At 66.5% G+C, this 16,866-nt stretch carries 16 protein-coding genes; 8 read left to right on the forward strand and 8 right to left on the reverse strand.

The features are described 5' to 3' along the window. The first annotated feature begins 87 nt into the window (after positions 1-87). From R6258_RS05325 to R6258_RS05360, 8 genes are all read left to right on the forward strand, one after another. Positions 88-420, forward strand: a complete 333-nt coding sequence (locus R6258_RS05325; protein ID WP_318448345.1) for a thioredoxin family protein — start codon at positions 88-90, stop codon at positions 418-420. A gap of 411 nt (positions 421-831) precedes the next feature. Beyond that, on the forward strand, positions 832-2,091 hold the full coding sequence (gene rho, locus R6258_RS05330; RefSeq protein ID WP_136069015.1) for a transcription termination factor Rho: 1,260 nt from the start codon (positions 832-834) through the stop codon (positions 2,089-2,091). A 220-nt stretch (positions 2,092-2,311) separates the two neighbouring features. Then, positions 2,312-3,793 (forward strand): 4-hydroxy-3-polyprenylbenzoate decarboxylase, encoded by a 1,482-nt coding sequence (gene ubiD / locus R6258_RS05335; protein ID WP_318448348.1) that lies wholly within the window; start codon positions 2,312-2,314, stop codon positions 3,791-3,793. Positions 3,794-3,800: 7 nt separating this feature from the next. Then, on the forward strand, positions 3,801-4,589 hold the full coding sequence (locus R6258_RS05340; RefSeq protein WP_318448351.1) for an NAD(P)H-flavin reductase: 789 nt from the start codon (positions 3,801-3,803) through the stop codon (positions 4,587-4,589). Between the two features lie 2 nt (positions 4,590-4,591). Further along, a complete protein-coding gene (folM, locus tag R6258_RS05345; protein WP_318448762.1) occupies positions 4,592-5,299 on the forward strand; it encodes a dihydromonapterin reductase in 708 nt (235 codons plus the stop codon). Between the two features lie 88 nt (positions 5,300-5,387). Then, a complete protein-coding gene (locus R6258_RS05350; protein WP_318448353.1) occupies positions 5,388-5,525 on the forward strand; it encodes a hypothetical protein in 138 nt (45 codons plus the stop codon). Between the two features lie 308 nt (positions 5,526-5,833). Beyond that, positions 5,834-6,904 (forward strand): 3-deoxy-7-phosphoheptulonate synthase, encoded by a 1,071-nt coding sequence (locus R6258_RS05355; RefSeq protein WP_318448356.1) that lies wholly within the window; start codon positions 5,834-5,836, stop codon positions 6,902-6,904. A 139-nt stretch (positions 6,905-7,043) separates the two neighbouring features. Next, on the forward strand, positions 7,044-9,191 hold the full coding sequence (locus R6258_RS05360) for a PhoX family phosphatase (RefSeq protein WP_318448764.1): 2,148 nt from the start codon (positions 7,044-7,046) through the stop codon (positions 9,189-9,191). Positions 9,192-9,273: 82 nt separating this feature from the next. On the opposite strand, the gene ppk1 is transcribed toward R6258_RS05360, so the two are convergent. The 8 genes from ppk1 to R6258_RS05400 all read right to left on the reverse strand — a co-directional run bounded on the left by ppk1 (position 9,274) and on the right by R6258_RS05400 (position 16,863). After that, entirely contained in the window at positions 9,274-11,481 is a 2,208-nt protein-coding gene (ppk1, locus tag R6258_RS05365; RefSeq protein WP_318448358.1) for a polyphosphate kinase 1, read from the reverse strand. 36 nt (positions 11,482-11,517) lie between these two features. Then, positions 11,518-12,525 carry a porphobilinogen synthase gene (hemB, locus tag R6258_RS05370; protein ID WP_318448360.1) on the reverse strand — a complete coding sequence of 336 codons (1,008 nt, stop codon included), beginning with the start codon at positions 12,523-12,525 and terminating at the stop codon, positions 11,518-11,520. Between the two features lie 174 nt (positions 12,526-12,699). Continuing rightward, complete coding sequence (tatC, locus tag R6258_RS05375) at positions 12,700-13,497, reverse strand: twin-arginine translocase subunit TatC (protein ID WP_318448363.1); 798 nt, start codon at positions 13,495-13,497, stop codon at positions 12,700-12,702. Beyond that, the gene (gene tatB / locus R6258_RS05380) at positions 13,494-13,895 is read right to left on the reverse strand and encodes a Sec-independent protein translocase protein TatB (RefSeq protein WP_318448365.1); all 402 of its coding nucleotides are present in this window, start codon (positions 13,893-13,895) and stop codon (positions 13,494-13,496) included. Before tatB ends, tatC begins: the two co-directional genes overlap by 4 nt. Before the next feature lie 6 nt (positions 13,896-13,901). After that, positions 13,902-14,165: a Sec-independent protein translocase subunit TatA gene (gene tatA / locus R6258_RS05385; protein ID WP_318448368.1), complete on the reverse strand. Its 264-nt coding sequence runs from the start codon at positions 14,163-14,165 to the stop codon at positions 13,902-13,904. A 32-nt stretch (positions 14,166-14,197) separates the two neighbouring features. Further along, positions 14,198-14,536 (reverse strand): phosphoribosyl-ATP diphosphatase, encoded by a 339-nt coding sequence (locus R6258_RS05390; RefSeq protein ID WP_031384629.1) that lies wholly within the window; start codon positions 14,534-14,536, stop codon positions 14,198-14,200. Between the two features lie 63 nt (positions 14,537-14,599). Beyond that, positions 14,600-16,222: a ubiquinone biosynthesis regulatory protein kinase UbiB gene (gene ubiB / locus R6258_RS05395; protein ID WP_318448372.1), complete on the reverse strand. Its 1,623-nt coding sequence runs from the start codon at positions 16,220-16,222 to the stop codon at positions 14,600-14,602. Then, the gene (locus R6258_RS05400) at positions 16,219-16,863 is read right to left on the reverse strand and encodes an SCP2 domain-containing protein (RefSeq protein ID WP_318448375.1); all 645 of its coding nucleotides are present in this window, start codon (positions 16,861-16,863) and stop codon (positions 16,219-16,221) included. Before R6258_RS05400 ends, ubiB begins: the two co-directional genes overlap by 4 nt. Between the last annotated feature and the right edge of the window lie 3 nt (positions 16,864-16,866).

Here is a 16,866-nt window from a genome sequence, read left to right on the forward strand (position 1 = left end):
CCGGTGGCTTGTCAATCGCCGTCGGGCGTCGTCCAATGGCGGGCGGCAAGGCATGGCCGCCCTACAATCCAGCGGAGGATCGAGATCATGGCCGAAGCATCCATCGAATGGCTCTCCGGCGACGCGCTTGAGGCACAGTTGTCGGCCTCGGGCAGCACGCTGCTGGTGTTCGTCGCCGAGTGGTGCGAGCCCTGCCAGGCGCTGATCCCGCGCCTGGAGCGACTCGCCGCCCAGCAGCGCGAACGGCTACGCTGCTATCTGGTCGACGTCGACCGCGACCCCGACGTAGCGCAGAAGTACGGCGTACGCGGCATGCCGACGCTGGCGCTGTTCGAGGACGGCGACCTCGATGCCACGCGGGTGGGTGCGCTCGACGACGCCCAACTGGCGAATTTCATCGAAACCGCGCTCGATGCATGAGCGCGGCGCCGCGCCGACGGGGTGCTGACCCTTTTCGGGGCCCGGGTCGTCGTGGGGGTTGCGTTTGCCTTCGCGCTTAACTAGTATCGAAGCGTTCGCCTGTTCCGAAAGCTTCCCGACCGTCGCGCGGTGTCACCGACGCGGTCAACTCCAAGTCGTCAGAAAACCCGCTGTTCATCTCCGCTGTCGATTGGCAGTCGTTGATTGAAGGAACGTAACACCAGGCGAAGGAACAGCGCCTCCCTCGATTCCGATAGTATCCATGGCCTCCTCTCGGAGACGCCATACGATGCCCACATCCGGCGAGAGGCTCACATCGGGTTCTGAACGCACCGCGCGGCGTACCGTCACCGCCTCCTGTCCTATCGGCCCAAAGCCGCCACGCTGACATGAGCTATTTCTGAACAAAAGATGAATCTTACCGAACTCAAGCAAAAGACCGTTCCGGAGCTGCTGGAGATCGCCCAGGAGATGGGCATCGACAATCTCGCCCGTTCCCGCAAGCAGGACATTATCTTCGCCATCCTCAAGAAGCACGCCAAGAGCGGCGAGGATATCTACGGCGATGGCGTTCTCGAGATCCTCCAGGACGGTTTCGGCTTCCTGCGAAGCGCCGACAGCTCCTATCTGGCCGGGCCCGACGACATCTACGTCTCGCCGTCGCAGATTCGCCGCTTCAATCTGCGCAAGGGCGACTCGATCTCGGGCAAGATCCGCCCGCCCAAGGAAGGCGAACGCTATTTCGCGCTGTTGAAGGTCAACCAGATCAACCTCGACAAGCCCGAAAACGCCAAGCACAAGATCCTCTTCGAGAACCTCACGCCGCTGTTTCCCCAGGAACGCATGTTCATGGAGATCGGCAACGGTTCCACCGAGGATCTGACCTCGCGCATCATCGACCTCACCGCGCCCATCGGCAAGGGTCAGCGCGGGCTGATCGTCTCGCCGCCCAAGGCCGGCAAGACGCTGATGCTGCAGAACATCGCGACCTCGATCACCCGCAACAACCCCGAGTGCCACCTGATCGTGCTGCTGATCGACGAGCGCCCGGAAGAGGTCACCGAGATGTCGCGCACCGTCCGTGGTGAAGTCGTCGCCTCGACCTTCGACGAGCCGCCGGCACGTCACGTGCAGGTCGCCGAGATGGTCATCGAGAAGGCCAAGCGGCTGGTCGAGCACAAGAAGGACGTGGTCATCCTGCTCGACTCCATCACTCGCCTGGCGCGCGCCTACAACACCGTGGTGCCGAGCTCCGGCAAGGTGCTCACCGGCGGCGTCGACGCCCACGCCCTGGAAAAGCCCAAGCGCTTCTTCGGCGCGGCGCGCAACATCGAGGAGGGCGGCAGCCTGACGATCATCGCCACCGCGCTGGTCGACACCGGCTCGAAGATGGACGAGGTGATCTTCGAGGAGTTCAAGGGCACCGGCAACATGGAAGCCCATCTCGACCGCAAGCTGGCCGAGCGGCGCGTCTACCCGGCGATGAACATCCGCCGCAGCGGCACCCGGCGCGAGGACCTGATCGCCTCCGAGGAAGAGATGCAGCGCATGTGGATACTGCGCAAGCTGCTCAACCCGATGGACGATACCGCGGCGACCGAGTTCCTGATCGATCGTCTGAAGGATACCAAGACCAATATCGAGTTTTTCGAGGCCATGAAGCGCCGCTGATCAGGTGCTATTGCGCTCACGCAGACGGTGTTGAATCCTTCTTCGGCATGCTCATGTACAAACTCGTACATTCCGCTGCCTCAGTCGGATTCGCCTTGTCTGCGTATCGTTCATAACGCACCTGCCTTCTCATCACTCGGCGGCGGGCAGCAATCCAGGCAGTGAACTGAAGGGGCGGCATGCTATGCTGCCCCTTTCGCGTTCTGGCACGGAAATCCATATGAAGTATAAGGACTTGCGCGAGTTCGTCGCGGCGCTCGAGGCGCAGGGCGAGTTGCAGCGGATTAGCGCCGAGGTCGATCCGTATCTCGAGATCACCGAGATCTGCGATCGCACCCTGCGTGCCGGCGGCCCGGCGCTGCTGTTCGAGAACGTCAAGGGCCATGAGATGCCGGTGCTGGGCAACCTGTTCGGCACGCCACGGCGCGTGGCGCTGGGCATGGGCCAGGACAGCGTGGCCGCGTTGCGCGAGGTCGGCGAACTGCTGGCCTTCCTCAAGGAGCCCGAGCCGCCCAAGGGCTTTCGCGACGCCATCGACAAGCTGCCGGTGTTCCGCCAGGTGATGAGCATGGGGCCCAAGACCGTGCGCCGCGCGCCTTGTCAGGAGGTGATTCTCGAGGGCGAGGCGGTCGATCTCGATCGCATCCCCATCCAGCACTGCTGGCCGGGCGACGTCGCGCCGCTGGTCACCTGGGCGCTGGTGGTGACCAAGGGACCGCACAAGGAGCGCCAGAACTTAGGGATATACCGCCAGCAGAAGCTCGGCAGGAATCGCCTGATCATGCGCTGGCTCTCCCATCGCGGTGGCGCGCTGGACTTTCTCGAATGGCAGAAGGCCCATCCCGGCGAGCCGTTCCCGGTGGCGGTGGCGCTGGGCGCCGATCCGGCGACGATTCTCGGGGCGGTGACGCCGGTGCCGGATACGCTCTCGGAATACGCCTTCGCCGGGCTGCTGCGCGGCTCGCGCACCGAACTGGTCAAGTGCGGGCACGCCGAGCTCGAGGTGCCGGCCTCGGCGGAGATCGTCCTCGAGGGCTTCATCTATCCCGACGACACCGCGGCAGAGGGGCCCTACGGCGATCACACCGGGTACTACAACGAGGTCGAGACCTTTCCGGTGTTCACGGTCGAGCGCATCACCCACCGCCGCGATCCCATCTACCATTCCACCTATACCGGCCGCCCCCCGGACGAGCCGGCGATCCTGGGGCTGGCGCTCAACGAAGTATTCGTGCCGATCCTGCGCAAGCAGTTCCCCGAGATCGTCGACTTCTACCTGCCGCCCGAAGGCTGCTCCTACCGCATGGCGGTGGTGACCATGAACAAGCAGTACCCGGGGCACGCCAAGCGGGTGATGATGGGGGTGTGGAGCTTCCTGCGCCAGTTCATGTACACCAAGTTCGTGATCGTGCTCGACGCCGATGTCGACGCGCGCAACTGGCAGGACGTGATCTGGGCGATCACCACGCGCATGGACCCCGCGCGTGATACGGTGATGGTCGAGAACACCCCGATCGACTATCTCGACTTCGCCTCGCCGGTCGCCGGGCTGGGCTCGAAGATGGGCCTGGACGCCACCGACAAGTGGCCCGGCGAAACCGATCGCGAATGGGGCCGGCCGATCGTCATGGACGAGACCACCAAGGCGCGAGTCGACGCACGCTGGGCGGAACTCGGCATCAACCTGCCCGATCAATCATGAGGACAGCATGACGGCAAGGACCCTGACCTGCCAGGTAGCCTCGGTGGAGGACTTGACCCCCGACGTCTTCCGCGTACGCCTCGAGGGGCGCAGCGAGGCCGTGGCCCACGCCCCGGGGCAGTATCTCGAACTCAAGCTCGACGACGAGACCTGGGTGCCGTTCTCGATCGCCAACGCCCATCGCGACGACGGCAGCATCGAACTGCACATCCAGCACTGGCCCGAGCGCGCCAACTCGCAACGCCTGCGCGAAATGATGGAACGCGGCGGCCGGCTCACCTTGCGCCTGCCCGGCGGCGAGTGCGTGCTGGTTCCCGATAGCGCGCGCCCCTTGCTGCTGGTCGCCGCCGGCACCGGCTTCGCGCAGATGAAGGCGCTGCTCGAGGCGGCCTTCGCCGCCGGCGGCGCGCAGCCGGTGATGTTCTGGTGGGCGGTGCGTGAGCGCCGCGATTTCTACCTCGAGAGCCTGGCTCGCGAGTGGGCCGCACGCTATCCCAACTTCAGCTTCCATGCCGTCGTCGAGGAGCCGCTCGAACCCGGTTTCGAGGACGAGCGGGTATTCGCTCACCAGGGCCGGATCGACGAGGCGCTGGCCGCCGGGCTGGACGACGTCTCGGGCTACGATGTCTATCTCTCCGGCTCGCCGGGGATGGTCTACGCCTGCATCGATACGCTGGCGCCACGCGGGCTCGAGCCGGGCCATGTATTCTCCGACGTCTTCGCCTATGCGCCGCGCCAGCCGCTGTTCCCGGCGCTCGAGACCGCGACGACGCGGGATACGAGTAACCAGTCGTGAGCATGGCGCCGATCCTGATCACCGGTGCCGCCCAGCGGGTCGGCCACTACTGCGCCCAGCGGCTGCTGGATGACGGGCATCCGCTGATCGTCGGCTACCGGCGCGAGCACGCCTCGCTCGAGGCGCTGCGTCGCCGCGGGGCGATCACCCTGCAGGGCGATTTCGCCGCGCGCGCCGGAATCCTCGACTTCATCGAGCGACTGCGCGGCGAGACGTCGGCGCTGCGAGCGATCGTCCACAACGCCGCGAGCTGGGCGCCGGATGCCGGGGACGATGGCAGCGGGGCGCATTTCGAGCGGCTGTTCAACGTTCATATGCAGGCGCCGTACCTGATCAATCACCACTGTCGCGAGCTGCTCGAGGCATGCAGCGAGCCGCAGCGCGATATAATCCACATCACCGACCACCTGGCTGCGCAGGGGATGCCGGAGCATGCCGCCTACGCCGCGACCAAGGCGGGGCTGGACAACCTCACCCGCTCGTTCGCCGCGCTGTATGCCCCGAGCATTCAGGTCAACGCCATCGCCCCTGGGCCGGTGATGCTCAATGGCGAGGACGACGGCGAGATCGGCGAGGCCGCGCGCCACCACTCGGCGATGGGCATGGTGCCGGGCCCCGGCGTGATCTACCAGAGCCTGCGCTACCTGCTCGACAATCGCTTCACCACCGGCGTGACCCTGACGGTGGATGGCGGCTCGGCCGGCCGCTGAGCAACGGATTTGTTCGCATGGCGTTCGATCGGGGTTGCCAAACCGCGCCGGGTGTGTAGGATTGAAAGCGAATCTCAGGAGACGACCCATGGTCCCCAGCCCTAAATCAGTCATCGTCACGACGCTTTGCCGCGCTTTCGCCGGCGGCTTCGTCGTGTCCGACTGGCAGGGCTATGGCTATTGGTTTACGCGGGGTGCGCCCGGCGGCCCGGCCGATTCGGCCTGAGCCACGAGGCGCACCCTGACCGCCAGGGTTGCCTCCCCAAACCCCCGTCGGCAACCCGGCGGGGGTTTTTTAATGCACGGCAGACGCCGACCGCGACCGAGGAGACGACCATGACCCGCAGCACATTCGCCTATCCGCGCTATTCAGACGCTTATCGGGGCGAGGGTTATTGGCGATTTAGCCGCTCCCGGCCGGTACAGTCTGCCGCCTCTGGCCGGGCACGCCTGTGCAACCAGCACTCGGGTGGCCAACGAACATTACGAAGTCTCCTTGCCCGCTGATGCGGGCCCGTGCCAGGAATCCTGCTCATGAATGCCCCCTTGACCCTGACCGACGCCGCACACGCTACGCACGAAGTCACCCGCACGCGTCAGCGCGCATTGCCCACCGCCGCGGAGCTGCGTCGCGACATCCCCCTCGACGCCGTGCTGGCGGCGCAGATCGACGCCCAGCGCCAGGCGATCCGCGCCATCCTCGACGGCCGTGACGATCGCCTGCTGGTGGTGGTCGGGCCCTGTTCGATCCACGATCCCCAAGCCGCGCTGGCCTACGCCGAGCGTCTGGCCGGGCTCAACCGGCTGGTCGGCGACCGGCTGCTGCTGGTGATGCGCGTGTATGTCGAAAAGCCGCGCACCACGGTGGGCTGGAAGGGCCTCGCCTACGACCCGCATCTAGACGGCAGCGACGACATGGCCTCCGGGCTGGCGCTGTCGCGACGGCTGATGCGCGACATCGCCGCGCTCGGACTGCCGGTGGCGACCGAGCTGCTGCAGCCGCTGGCCGCCGGCTACTTCGACGATCTGCTGGCCTGGGCGGCGATCGGCGCGCGCACCACCGAATCGCAGATTCATCGCGAGATGGCCAGTGGGCTCGAGGCCGTGGTGGGCTTCAAGAACGCCACCGACGGCGACATCGGCGTGGCGATCGACGCCATGCATGCCGCCGCTCACGGTCACCGACATTTCGCCATGGGGCTCGATGGCGCTCCGCTGATGCGCGAAACCGCCGGCAACGCCCATACCCACCTGGTGCTGCGTGGCGGCCACGGCCGGCCCAACTACGACGCCGCGAGTGTCGCCGCCAGCCGCCGAGCGTTGAGCGAGGCCGGTCTGCCGGCCCGGATCATGGTCGATTGCAGCCATGCCAACTCGCGCAAGGATCATCGCCGTCAGAGCGAGGTGCTGCTCGACGTGCTCGATCAGCGCCTGGCCGGCGACGACGGCCTGGTCGGGGTGATGCTCGAGGGCCATCTCAACGAGGGCAAGCAGCCGCTCAGGCCCGGTGCGCTGCGTTACGGGGTGTCGATCACCGACGCCTGCCTGGGCTGGGAGACCACCGAGTCGCTGCTGACACGCGCCGCCGAACGGCTGCGCCGTTGAGCCGCGACGAATAACGCTCACGCCCCGCCTGACGGGGCGCCTTCATCTTGCTGTCATTATCGCCGCTTACCGTGAGTCCGGCATCGTCCAGGCGTGTTGGCATCGCCTGGCCAACAATCACGTGATGAGTGAGGGGATGATGAGCAAGGAAATCGAAGACTCGCGGGTCCACAACGACAGCCGTAACGAGCCCTTTTCCAGTGTGCTCGACAAGCATGTCTCGCGGCGCGGCATCATGCAGGGCGGCCTCGGCCTGGCGGCGCTGTCGGTGTTCGGCGGCTTCGGGCTGAGCGGGCTGAGTGGTTCAGCAGTGGCCGGAGTGACCGAGAGCGGCGCGGCCAAGTCGCCGTTGGCGCTGGCCTTCGAGTCGCTGCGCGGTTCGCGCACGGACGCGGTGGTGGTGCCCGAGGGCTATACCGCCCAGGTGCTGATCCCCTGGGGGACGCCGCTCAATGGCCAGGCGCCGGCCTGGCGCGGGGATCTCGCCGTCACCCCGGCGATCCAGGCCAACAGCGTCGGCATGCATCATGACGGCATGCACGCCTTCGCGCTCGACGAAGCCAGCGCCTCGCGCGATTTCCTGCTCGCCCTGAACAACGAGTACATCGACCAGGAGGCGCTGTGGGCGCCCCAGGGCGGGCCGACCAATGCCGACGAAGGGTCGCGTCCGGCCGACGAGGTGCGTACCGAGATCAACGCCCACGGCATCACCATCGTGCGCGTCAGGAAGGATGCCGACGGTCGCTGGCAGCACGTCGCCGACGATGCCCACAATCGCCGTATCACCTCGGCGACGCCGATGCGTCTGGCCGGCCCGGTCGCCGGCAGCGACTACGTCAGGACCCGGTACTCGCCCGAGGGCGGCCATGCCCGCGGCACCAACAACAACTGCGCCAACGGCTACACGCCGTGGGGCACCTACCTGACCTGCGAGGAGAACTGGCCGGAGGTGTTCGTCAATCACGGCGAGCGTTCACGCGACGATGCGCGCCTGGGACTGCCCACCGAACGCGGTCGCTACGGCTGGGAGACCGCCGCCGGTGACGCCAGCGAGCAGGACGGCGAATTCGCGCGTTTCGACGTCACTCCGCGCGGCGACGGGCCCACCGACGACTATCGCAACGAGAGCCGCACCTTCGGCTATATCGTCGAGATCGACCCCTATGACGGTCGCGCCCAGGCGGTCAAGCGCACCGCGCTGGGACGCTTTCGCCACGAGGGCTGCTGGCCGGGCAAGCTGGTCGAGGGCGAGCCGGTGGTGTTCTACTCCGGCCACGACTCGCGCAACGAATACATCTACAAGTTCGTTTCCGACGCCGTCTGGGACCCGGCCGATGCCAACCGCGCCGGCGGCAGTTACGACCGCCTGGCGATCGGCGCCAAGTACATGGACCAGGGCACGCTCTACGTCGCCCGCTTCGACGCCGATGGCAGCGGCGAATGGCTGGCGCTGACGCCGGATGCCAAGACCACCGACGACGGGCGCCTCGACGCTGCGCTGGGCCTGGCACGCGGCGACCTGGCCGGGGTGATCGTGCATACCTGCGACGCCGCCGACCTGCTGGGCGCCACGCCGATGGATCGCCCCGAGTGGGGCACCGTCGATCCGTCGAGCGGCGAGGTCTACATGACCCTGACCAACAACTCCAAGCGTACCGCCGAGGACAGCGCCGCCACCTACACCAACGGCGGTAGCGATATCGACGGCCTCGGCGTCGGCTATGCCACCGCGCCGACGAACGCCCCCAATCCGCGCGCCGACAACCAGGCGGGTCAGGTGATCCGCTGGCGCGAAACGCCGGGGCACGATGCCTTCGAGTGGGAAATCTTCGTCTTCGGCGCCGCCGCCGGCGACGCCGACAATCTGTCCGGGCTCACCGAGGCCAATCAGTTCGCCAGCCCCGATGGCCTGTGGTTCGACGCACGCAGCGCGGGCCAGGGGATCCTGTGGATCCAGACCGACAACGGCTACGAGGGCGTGAGCGAATACACCAACGACCAGTTGCTGGCGGTGGTTCCGGCATCGGTCAGCCGCAAGCAGGGTAATGCCGCGGTGATCGGCGCCGACGACCAGGCGCAGCTCAAGCGCTTCGCGGTGGGGCCGAACGGCGGCGAGGTGACCGGCATCTTCGCCACGCCGGATCGCACCGCGCTGTTCATCAATATCCAGCACCCCGGCAACTGGCCGTCGGGCGACGACGCGACGGCCGCGGCGACGGGCACGGTACGCCCGCGCGCCGCCACGGTGGTGATTCAGAAGGCCGACGGTGGGCAAGTCGGTATCTAGTGCGTTTCACAACCGCCGCAAAGCCCCCGATCGGGGGCTTTTTCAGGTAGATGCAGTTTGAAGGCGGTCAGGCGAGGGCGGCCTACGCCTTGGTGGCGTAAGCGTAGAGCAGCGTTTCCTGGGCGCTGATCGGGGCGCCGCCGCAGGGGTCCAGCTTGCGATAGCTGCCGTCTTCCTGGAGCAGCCAGCTCTGGCAGTTGTCGACCAGGTAGGTTTCCAGATCCTTGCGCACGCGCTGGGCGAGTTTCTTGTCGAGGACCGGAAAGCAGGTCTCCACGCGGTGGAACATGTTGCGCTCCATGAAGTCGGCGCTCGACGCCCAGGTCTCGGGCTTGCCGTCGTTGTGGAAATAGAAGACCCGGGTATGTTCGAGAAAGCGGCCGATGTTCGAGCGCACCCGGATGTTGTCCGAGATACCGGGCACCCCGGGGCGCAGGCAGCACATCCCGCGGATGATCAGGTCGCACGTCACGCCGGCCCGGGAGGCGCGATACAGCGCGCGGATCAGGCGCGGTTCGGTCAGCGAGTTGCACTTGATGATCAGATGGGCCTTCTTGCCCTTCTCGGCGATCTTGGCTTCGCGGTCGATCATCTCGACCAGCCGCTGGTGCAGCACGAAGGGCGCATGCAGCAGGCTGACGATGTTGCGCGGCTTGCCCATTCCCGAGAGCTGCTGGAAGACCCGGTGGACGTCCTCGCACAGCGTCTCGTTGGCGGTCAGCAGGCTGTAGTCGGTATACAGCTTGGCGGTCTTCGAATGATAGTTGCCGGTGCCCAGGTGGGCGTAATAACGCAATTCGCCGTTCTCGCGGCGCACGATATGCAGCATCTTGGCATGGGTCTTGTAGGCCATCACCCCATAGATGACGATCGCCCCGGCTTCCTGCAGACGCGAGGCCAGCGCCAGGTTGTCGGCCTCGTCGAAGCGCGCGCGCAACTCGATGACCACGGTGACTTCCTTGCCGTTGCGTGCGGCGTCGACCAGCGCGCCGACGATGCTCGAATCGGAGCCGGTGCGATACAGCGTCTGCTTGATCGCCAGCACGTCGGCGTCGCGGGCGGCCTCGCGCAGCAGGTCCTCGACCGGGGCGAACGACTGGAACGGATGGTGCAGCAGGATATCGTTGTTGCGAATCGCATCGAACAGACTGCCGTCCGGCTTGAGGCTCTTGGGCAGCCCGGGGATGAAGGGTCGGTAGAGCAGGTCCGGGCGCTCGATATCGCCGAGCACCGTTATCATGCGGGTCAGATTGACCGGGCCGCTGACCCGGTAAAGATCCGGCTCGCCGAGCTCGAACTGCTTGAGCAGGAAGTGGGCGAGCCGGTCGGGGCAGTTGTCGGCGACCTCCAGGCGCACCCCGTCGCCGTAACGCCGCGCCAGAAGCTCGCCGCGTAGCGCCGAGGCCAGGTCCGATATCGCCTCGGGATCGACCGTCAGGTCGGCGTTGCGGGTCAGCCGGAACTGATAGCAACCGCGTACTTCCATGCCCGGGAAGACCTCCTGGGCGTGGGCGTGAATCATCGACGACAGGAAGACGTAGTCGGTGTAGCCGGGCTCGGCGAGCGCATCGGGCAGGCGGATGACCCGCGGCAGCGAGCGTGGCGCCGGCAGGATCGCCAGGCCGCCCTCGCGGCCGAAGGCATCCTTGCCCTCGAGCTCGACGATGAAGTTGAGGCTCTTGTTGACCAGCCGCGGGAAGGGATGCGAAGGGTCCAGCCCGATCGGGCTGATCACCGGCGCGATCTCCTCGTCGAAGTACTCGCGCACCCAGTCGCGCTGGGCCTGGGTCCATTGCGCACGGCGACGGTAACGGATGCGCTGCTCCTCGAGCGCGGGGATCAGTACCTCATTGAGGATGCGGTACTGCCGCTCGGTCTGCTCGTGGGCGATGCGCGAGATCTCGGCCAGCGCCCGGCGCGGAGAGAGTCCGTCGGGGCCGCTGGCGTCCTCGTGGCCGAGCATCAGCTGGTGCTTGAGCCCGGCGACCCGAATCTCGAAGAATTCGTCGAGGTTCGACGAGAATATCAGCAAAAACATCAGCCGGTTGAGCAATGGGTGCGAGGTGTCCAGGGCCTGCTCGAGCACGCGGATGTTGAACTGCAGGTGCGAGAGTTCGCGATTGAAGTAGAGCGATGGATCGTCGAGCTCGGCCTCCGGCGAGGGCGTCGGCTTGGCGTGAATGCCGGTGCGGGTGCGATTGACCCGCAACGGTGCCTCGTTGGTGGCGTCACTGCCCGCCGCATCGACCGTCCCGGTGGGCGGCGTGGGCTGGCTCGGCGTGTCTTCCATCGGACGACTCCAGCGCGGCGAGGGCGCAGCCCGCCGCTATCGGTTGAGCAATTGTGCCGCGCGCTTGGCGAAGTAGGTCAGGATGCCGTCGGCGCCGGCGCGCTTGAAGCACGTCAGCGACTCGAGAATCACGGTGTCGGCCTCCAGCCAGCCGTTCTCGAAGGCGGCCATGTGCATCGCATACTCGCCACTGACCTGGTAGGCGAAGGTCGGCACCTGCAAGTCGCGCTTGATGCGGCTCAACACGTCGAGATACGGCATGCCCGGCTTGACCATCACCATGTCTGCGCCCTCGGCGATGTCCAGCGCGGTTTCGTGCAACGCCTCGTCGCTGTTGGCCGGGTCCATCTGGTAGGTGGTCTTGTCGGCGCGGCCGAGATTGCCCGCCGAGCCCACCGCGTCGCGGAACGGGCCGTAGTAGCGCGAGGCGTACTTGGCGGAGTAGGCCATGATCCGCGCGTTGTGCAGATTCTCCTGCTCGAGCACCGCGCGGATCGCGCCGATCCGCCCATCCATCATGTCCGAGGGCGCGACGATGTCGGCGCCGGCCTCGGCATGCGACAGCGCCTGCTTGAGCAGCGTCTCGACGGTGCGATCGTTCTGCACATAGCCGTGTTCGTCGAGGATGCCGTCCTGGCCGTGGCTGGTGTAGGGATCGAGCGCGACGTCGGTGATCAGGCCGAGCTCGGGGCAGGCCTGCTTGAGCGCGCGAACGCTGCGCTGAACCAGTCCGCTGGCGTTGTAGGCTTCCTCGGCGAACTCGCTCTTCTGGGCCGGGTCGATCACCGGGAACAGCGCCAGCGCGGGCACGCCCAGCGCGGCGACTTCGCGGGCCTCCTCGATCAGCAGGTCGAGCGACAGGCGTTCGACGCCGGGCATCGAGGCCACCGCCTCGCGACGCTGCTCGCCGTCGAGCACGAACACCGGCAGGATCAAATCGCTCGGGGTCAGCGTCGATTCGCGCATCAGGCGCCGCGAGAAGTCGTCCTTGCGCATGCGGCGCATGCGCGTGTTCGGGTACTGGCGTTGGGTTAGCAGACTCAAGCTGGTTTCTCCGGTCGTGAAGGGACGCGACCGTCATTGTCGTCCAATATGCCCCGCGCATGTGACAGGGCGATGACAATGACGCCGATAGCTTCGAGTATATCAATGCCGGAAAGCGCACGGATGAAGCGCCCGGCAGCCTGCGGGAAAGTGTCGCACGCGGACGGCGGCGCTCTAGGCCTCGTTCGAATCGGTTTCTTCCGCGTCGGCGGCGCGGCGACGATGCAGCAGGCGTCCGGCGAAGATGCCGATCTCGTAGAGCAGCCACATCGGCACCGCCAGCAGGGTCTGCGAGATCACATCAGGGGGGGTCATCAGCATGCCCACCACGAAGCAGCCGAGGATCACGTAGGGGCGCTTCTTGGTCAGGCTCGCGACGCTGGTCGCCCCGGTCCAGATCAGCAGGAAGGTGGCGATGGGGATCTCGAAGGCCACGCCGAAGGCGAAGAACAACTTCAGCACGAAGTTCAGATACTGGTTGATGTCGGTCATCACCGCGACGTTCTGCGGCCCGGTATGCACGAAGAAATCGAACAGCAGCGGAAAGACGACATAGTAGGCGAACGCCGCGCCGCCGTAGAACAGCAGCACGCTCGAGGCCAAAAGCGGTATCGCCAGATGCTTCTCGTGCTCGTACAGGCCGGGGGCGATGAACGCCCAGGCCTGGTGCAGCACGAACGGCACCGCGACGAACACCGCCACTACCAGCGTCAGCTTGAAGGGCGCCAGAAACGGCGAAGCGACCTCGGTGGCGATCATCTGCGAACCTTCCGGCAGCAGCGCCATCAGCGGGTCGGCGACGAAGGTGTAGATATCGTTGGAAAACGCATAGAGTGCCGCGAAGATCACCAAGATGGCGATCACCGCGCGCATCAGCCGCGAGCGCAGCTCAATCAGGTGCTCGATCAACGGCGCCTGGGCCTGGGAGGGATCCGAGCCCTTGTCGTCAGACGAGTGAGGGGAATCGCTCATCGCGGCGTGGAGTCCTTGTCGGCGGCGGTCGGTGTCGGATCCGAATCGACCGGCGTCGTAGCCGGCTCGACGGGTTCATGGGCGGCCTGCTGGCGCGCCTCGTCGGCGTCGGGTCGACCGCCATTATCAGCGCGCCGGGGCTCGCCGACTCCCTCGAGCTCGCGGCGCGCCTTGCCCAGGCCGGCGTTGAGCTTCTTCTCTTGCTCGCTGAGCTTCTGGCGCAACTCCTCGGCCTCGAGCTGGGCGTTGATCTCGCGTTGCATGTTGGCCACTGTGCGCTTGGCCTTGCCGATCCACAACCCGGCGGTGCGCGCCGCCTTGGGCAGGCGCTCGGGTCCCAGTACCAGCAGGCCGACCACGCCGATCAGCATCAGCTCGAGAAAACCCACGTCGAACATGGCGGCTTACTTCGGCTCTTTGCGTTCTTGCTCGGCGGTGTCGCGCTGTCCCGCCTTGACGTCGTAGGTCTGGCCTTCGTCGTCGTGACGGACCTGGCGCTGGCTGGCGTCGTCCTTCTTGTCCTTGTCCTCTTCGTTCATGGCGCTCTTGAAGCCCTTGACGGCGCCGCCGATGTCGGTGCCGACGTTGCGTAGCTTCTTGGTGCCGAAGATCAGGATGATGATGCCGAGAACGATCAGCAACTGCCAGATACTGATGCCACCTAACATGACTTTCTCCTCTGGGGTCGGCGGACCCTCGATCATTGCGTGTCGCGGGCGGCTTTCTCGTCGAGTCCGGAGATGCCGAAACGGCCTGCCAGCTCGTCGAGTACCGCCTGCGAATCGATGCCCAGATGCGACAGCATCACCAGGCTATGAAACCACAGGTCGGCGGTTTCGGCGACCAGCGCCTGACGTTCGTCAGCGCCGCCATTGGTCGCATCCTTGGCGGCGATGATCGCCTCAGTCGCTTCCTCGCCGACTTTCTCGAGGATCTTGTTGAGACCCTTGTGGTGCAGCGAGGCCACGTACGAAGAATCGGGGTCGGCGTGGCGCCGTTGGTCGAGCACGTCGGCGAGCTGTTTGAGAGTATCGCTCATCGATGACAGTCCTGAGTCAGAAAATCGTAAACGCAAGGCATTCAGGCGCTTGCAGGGATCGCTTCAGCGCCAGGCGAGCAGTATCGCGCCCAGCGCGGCGCCGGCGAGCACCGGCCAGGGCTGCTGCTCGGCCCACTGCCAGAGGGGCTGCCAGGCCAACGTCAGCGCCAGTACCAAGGCCCCCAGGCGCAGGCGGCGGGTGTTGCGTCCGGCGCGCGCCAGGTGGCGATCGATGTGCTGCAGCGTCGCGACCTGCTGATGGCGCTGGCGCCGCTCGGACTCGACCCGCAATAGTGCCTGATGGGCGAGCACCGGCAGTTCGGGCAACTGGCGGCTGAGTTCCGGCGCCTGCTTCGTGAGCGAGGCCCAGAAGCCGCGCGGCCCGGCGCGCTCCTTCATCCAGCGCTCGAGATAGGGCTTGGCGGTCTGCCACAGGTCGAGATCGGGATACAACTGGCGGCCCAGGCCCTCGATGTTGAGCAGCGTCTTCTGCAGCAGCACCAGTTGCGGCTGGACCTCCATGTTGAAGCGCCGCGCGGTCTGGAACAGCCCCAGCAGCACCTGGCCGAAGGAGATATCCTTGAGCGGCTTCTCGAGGATCGGCTCGCACACCGCGCGTATCGCCGCGGCGAACTCGTTGGCGCGGGTGCCTTCGCCGACCCAGCCGGACTCGATATGCAGCACCGCCACTTCGTAGTAATCCTGGTGGAAGAAGGCCAGCAGGTTACGCGCCAGATAATCCTGGTCCTCGCGGGTCAGGCTGCCGACGATGCCGCAGTCGATGGCGATGTACTGCGGGTCGTCGGGCTTGTCGCGGGTGACGAAGATATTGCCCGGGTGCATGTCGGCATGAAAGAAATTGTCGCGAAACACCTGGGTGAAGAAGATCTCCACGCCGCGCTCGGCGAGCTTGCGCAGGTCGGTGCCCTGGGCCTCGAGGCTGACCATGTCGGCCACCGGGATCCCGTAGATGCGCTCCTGGACCAGCACCTGGCGGCGAGTCAGCGGCCAGTGGATGGACGGTACGTAGAGCAGTGGCGAATGCTTGAAGTTGCGCTTGAGCTGCGAGGTGTTGGCGGCTTCCTTGTGCAGGTCGAGCTCGTCGAACAGCGTCGCCTCGTAGTCGGCGATCACTTCCACCGGGCGCAGTCGGCGCGCCTCGGGGACCAGCCGCATCAGCCGCGCCAGGGTGTACATCAGGGCGATATCCTGACGCATCACGCGGTCGATTCCGGGACGAATGACCTTGACCACCACCTCCTCGCCGCTGTGCAGCCGGGCGGCGTGTACCTGGGCCACCGACGCCGAGGCCATGGGCGTCGTATCGAAGCGCGCGAAGGCGACGTCGATGGGGCACTCGAGCTCCTCCTCGATCAGCGCGCGCGCCTGGTCGCCGGGGAACGGCGGCACCTGGTCCTGCAGGCTGCGCAGGTCGTCGGCGATATCCGGCGGCAGCAGGTCGCGCCGCGTGGAGAGCATCTGGCCGAACTTGACGAAGATCGGTCCCAGCGCCTCCAGGGCCAGGCGCAGGCGCAGCCCGCGCGAATGGCGGCCGACCGGCAGCAGGCGCAGCGGCGACAGTCGGAAGGCCAGACGCAGCAGCGCCGGCAAACGGTCCAGCGGCACCAGCGTATCGAGGCGGTAGCGGGCGACAACCCATAGAATGCGCAGCAGTCGCAGGTTCACGGGGCGGGCTCCCGGCGTTCGGCGAGCTTGCGCTCGAGCCGGGCGAAACGCGCTTCCAGACGGTCGGTGGCGATCTCGAGTTCGGTCAGATGATCGCGCAGCACGTCGCGCTGGGCCTGGCCGGGGAGCAATCGCGCCTCCTCGAAGACGTAATCGGCAAGGTCGGCGCGCAGTTCGCGCTGGCTGCGCAGACCGAACTCGGCGAAGCGCCGCAGGCCCTCGGCCAACGCGTTGGCCGGCACGTCGCCCAGCCACTCGGCGAGACTGGCCTCCCAGTCGAGATCGATATCCATAAGCAGCGTGCGGGTGGCCTCGAGCAGGTGGGTCTGGCCGCGCAGCGACAATCGGCCCGAGAACATCAGCCGCTCGAGCGACTCGCCGGCGAGCAGCGCGCTCAAGGCCTCGCTGTCGATCTCGACCAGCGCATCGGCGTCGGCCTCTTCGGCGTCGGGGGCGTGCGCGAGGTCCAGGCCCCGCTCGTGGAAGCCGACCAGCACCGCCAATCGTGGGCGCTCGAGGCGCAGCAGCAGACGCTTGCCGGCCAGCTGACGCAGCCGGCTGGGCGCGGCGGGGTCGCGGGCGAGCAGGGTGTTCAGGGTTCTTTCGGCGGCGGCCAGCAGCAAGGGGAGAGTCAACGCCATCGA

This window comes from Halomonas sp. HP20-15, from assembly GCF_033446685.1.
Taxonomy (GTDB): Bacteria; Pseudomonadota; Gammaproteobacteria; order Pseudomonadales; family Halomonadaceae; genus Modicisalibacter.

Coding starts and splice junctions, on each gene's coding strand:
- R6258_RS05325 (WP_318448345.1), top strand. CDS start 88: ATGGCCGAAGCATCCATCGAATGGCTCTCCGGCGACGCGCTTGAGGCA.
- rho (WP_136069015.1), top strand. CDS start 832: ATGAATCTTACCGAACTCAAGCAAAAGACCGTTCCGGAGCTGCTGGAG.
- ubiD (WP_318448348.1), top strand. CDS start 2,312: ATGAAGTATAAGGACTTGCGCGAGTTCGTCGCGGCGCTCGAGGCGCAG.
- R6258_RS05340 (WP_318448351.1), top strand. CDS start 3,801: ATGACGGCAAGGACCCTGACCTGCCAGGTAGCCTCGGTGGAGGACTTG.
- folM (WP_318448762.1), top strand. CDS start 4,592: ATGGCGCCGATCCTGATCACCGGTGCCGCCCAGCGGGTCGGCCACTAC.
- R6258_RS05350 (WP_318448353.1), top strand. CDS start 5,388: ATGGTCCCCAGCCCTAAATCAGTCATCGTCACGACGCTTTGCCGCGCT.
- R6258_RS05355 (WP_318448356.1), top strand. CDS start 5,834: ATGAATGCCCCCTTGACCCTGACCGACGCCGCACACGCTACGCACGAA.
- R6258_RS05360 (WP_318448764.1), top strand. CDS start 7,044: ATGAGCAAGGAAATCGAAGACTCGCGGGTCCACAACGACAGCCGTAAC.
- ppk1 (WP_318448358.1), bottom strand. CDS start 11,481: ATGGAAGACACGCCGAGCCAGCCCACGCCGCCCACCGGGACGGTCGAT.
- tatC (WP_318448363.1), bottom strand. CDS start 13,497: ATGAGCGATTCCCCTCACTCGTCTGACGACAAGGGCTCGGATCCCTCC.
- tatB (WP_318448365.1), bottom strand. CDS start 13,895: ATGTTCGACGTGGGTTTTCTCGAGCTGATGCTGATCGGCGTGGTCGGC.
- tatA (WP_318448368.1), bottom strand. CDS start 14,165: ATGTTAGGTGGCATCAGTATCTGGCAGTTGCTGATCGTTCTCGGCATC.
- R6258_RS05390 (WP_031384629.1), bottom strand. CDS start 14,536: ATGAGCGATACTCTCAAACAGCTCGCCGACGTGCTCGACCAACGGCGC.
- R6258_RS05400 (WP_318448375.1), bottom strand. CDS start 16,863: ATGGCGTTGACTCTCCCCTTGCTGCTGGCCGCCGCCGAAAGAACCCTG.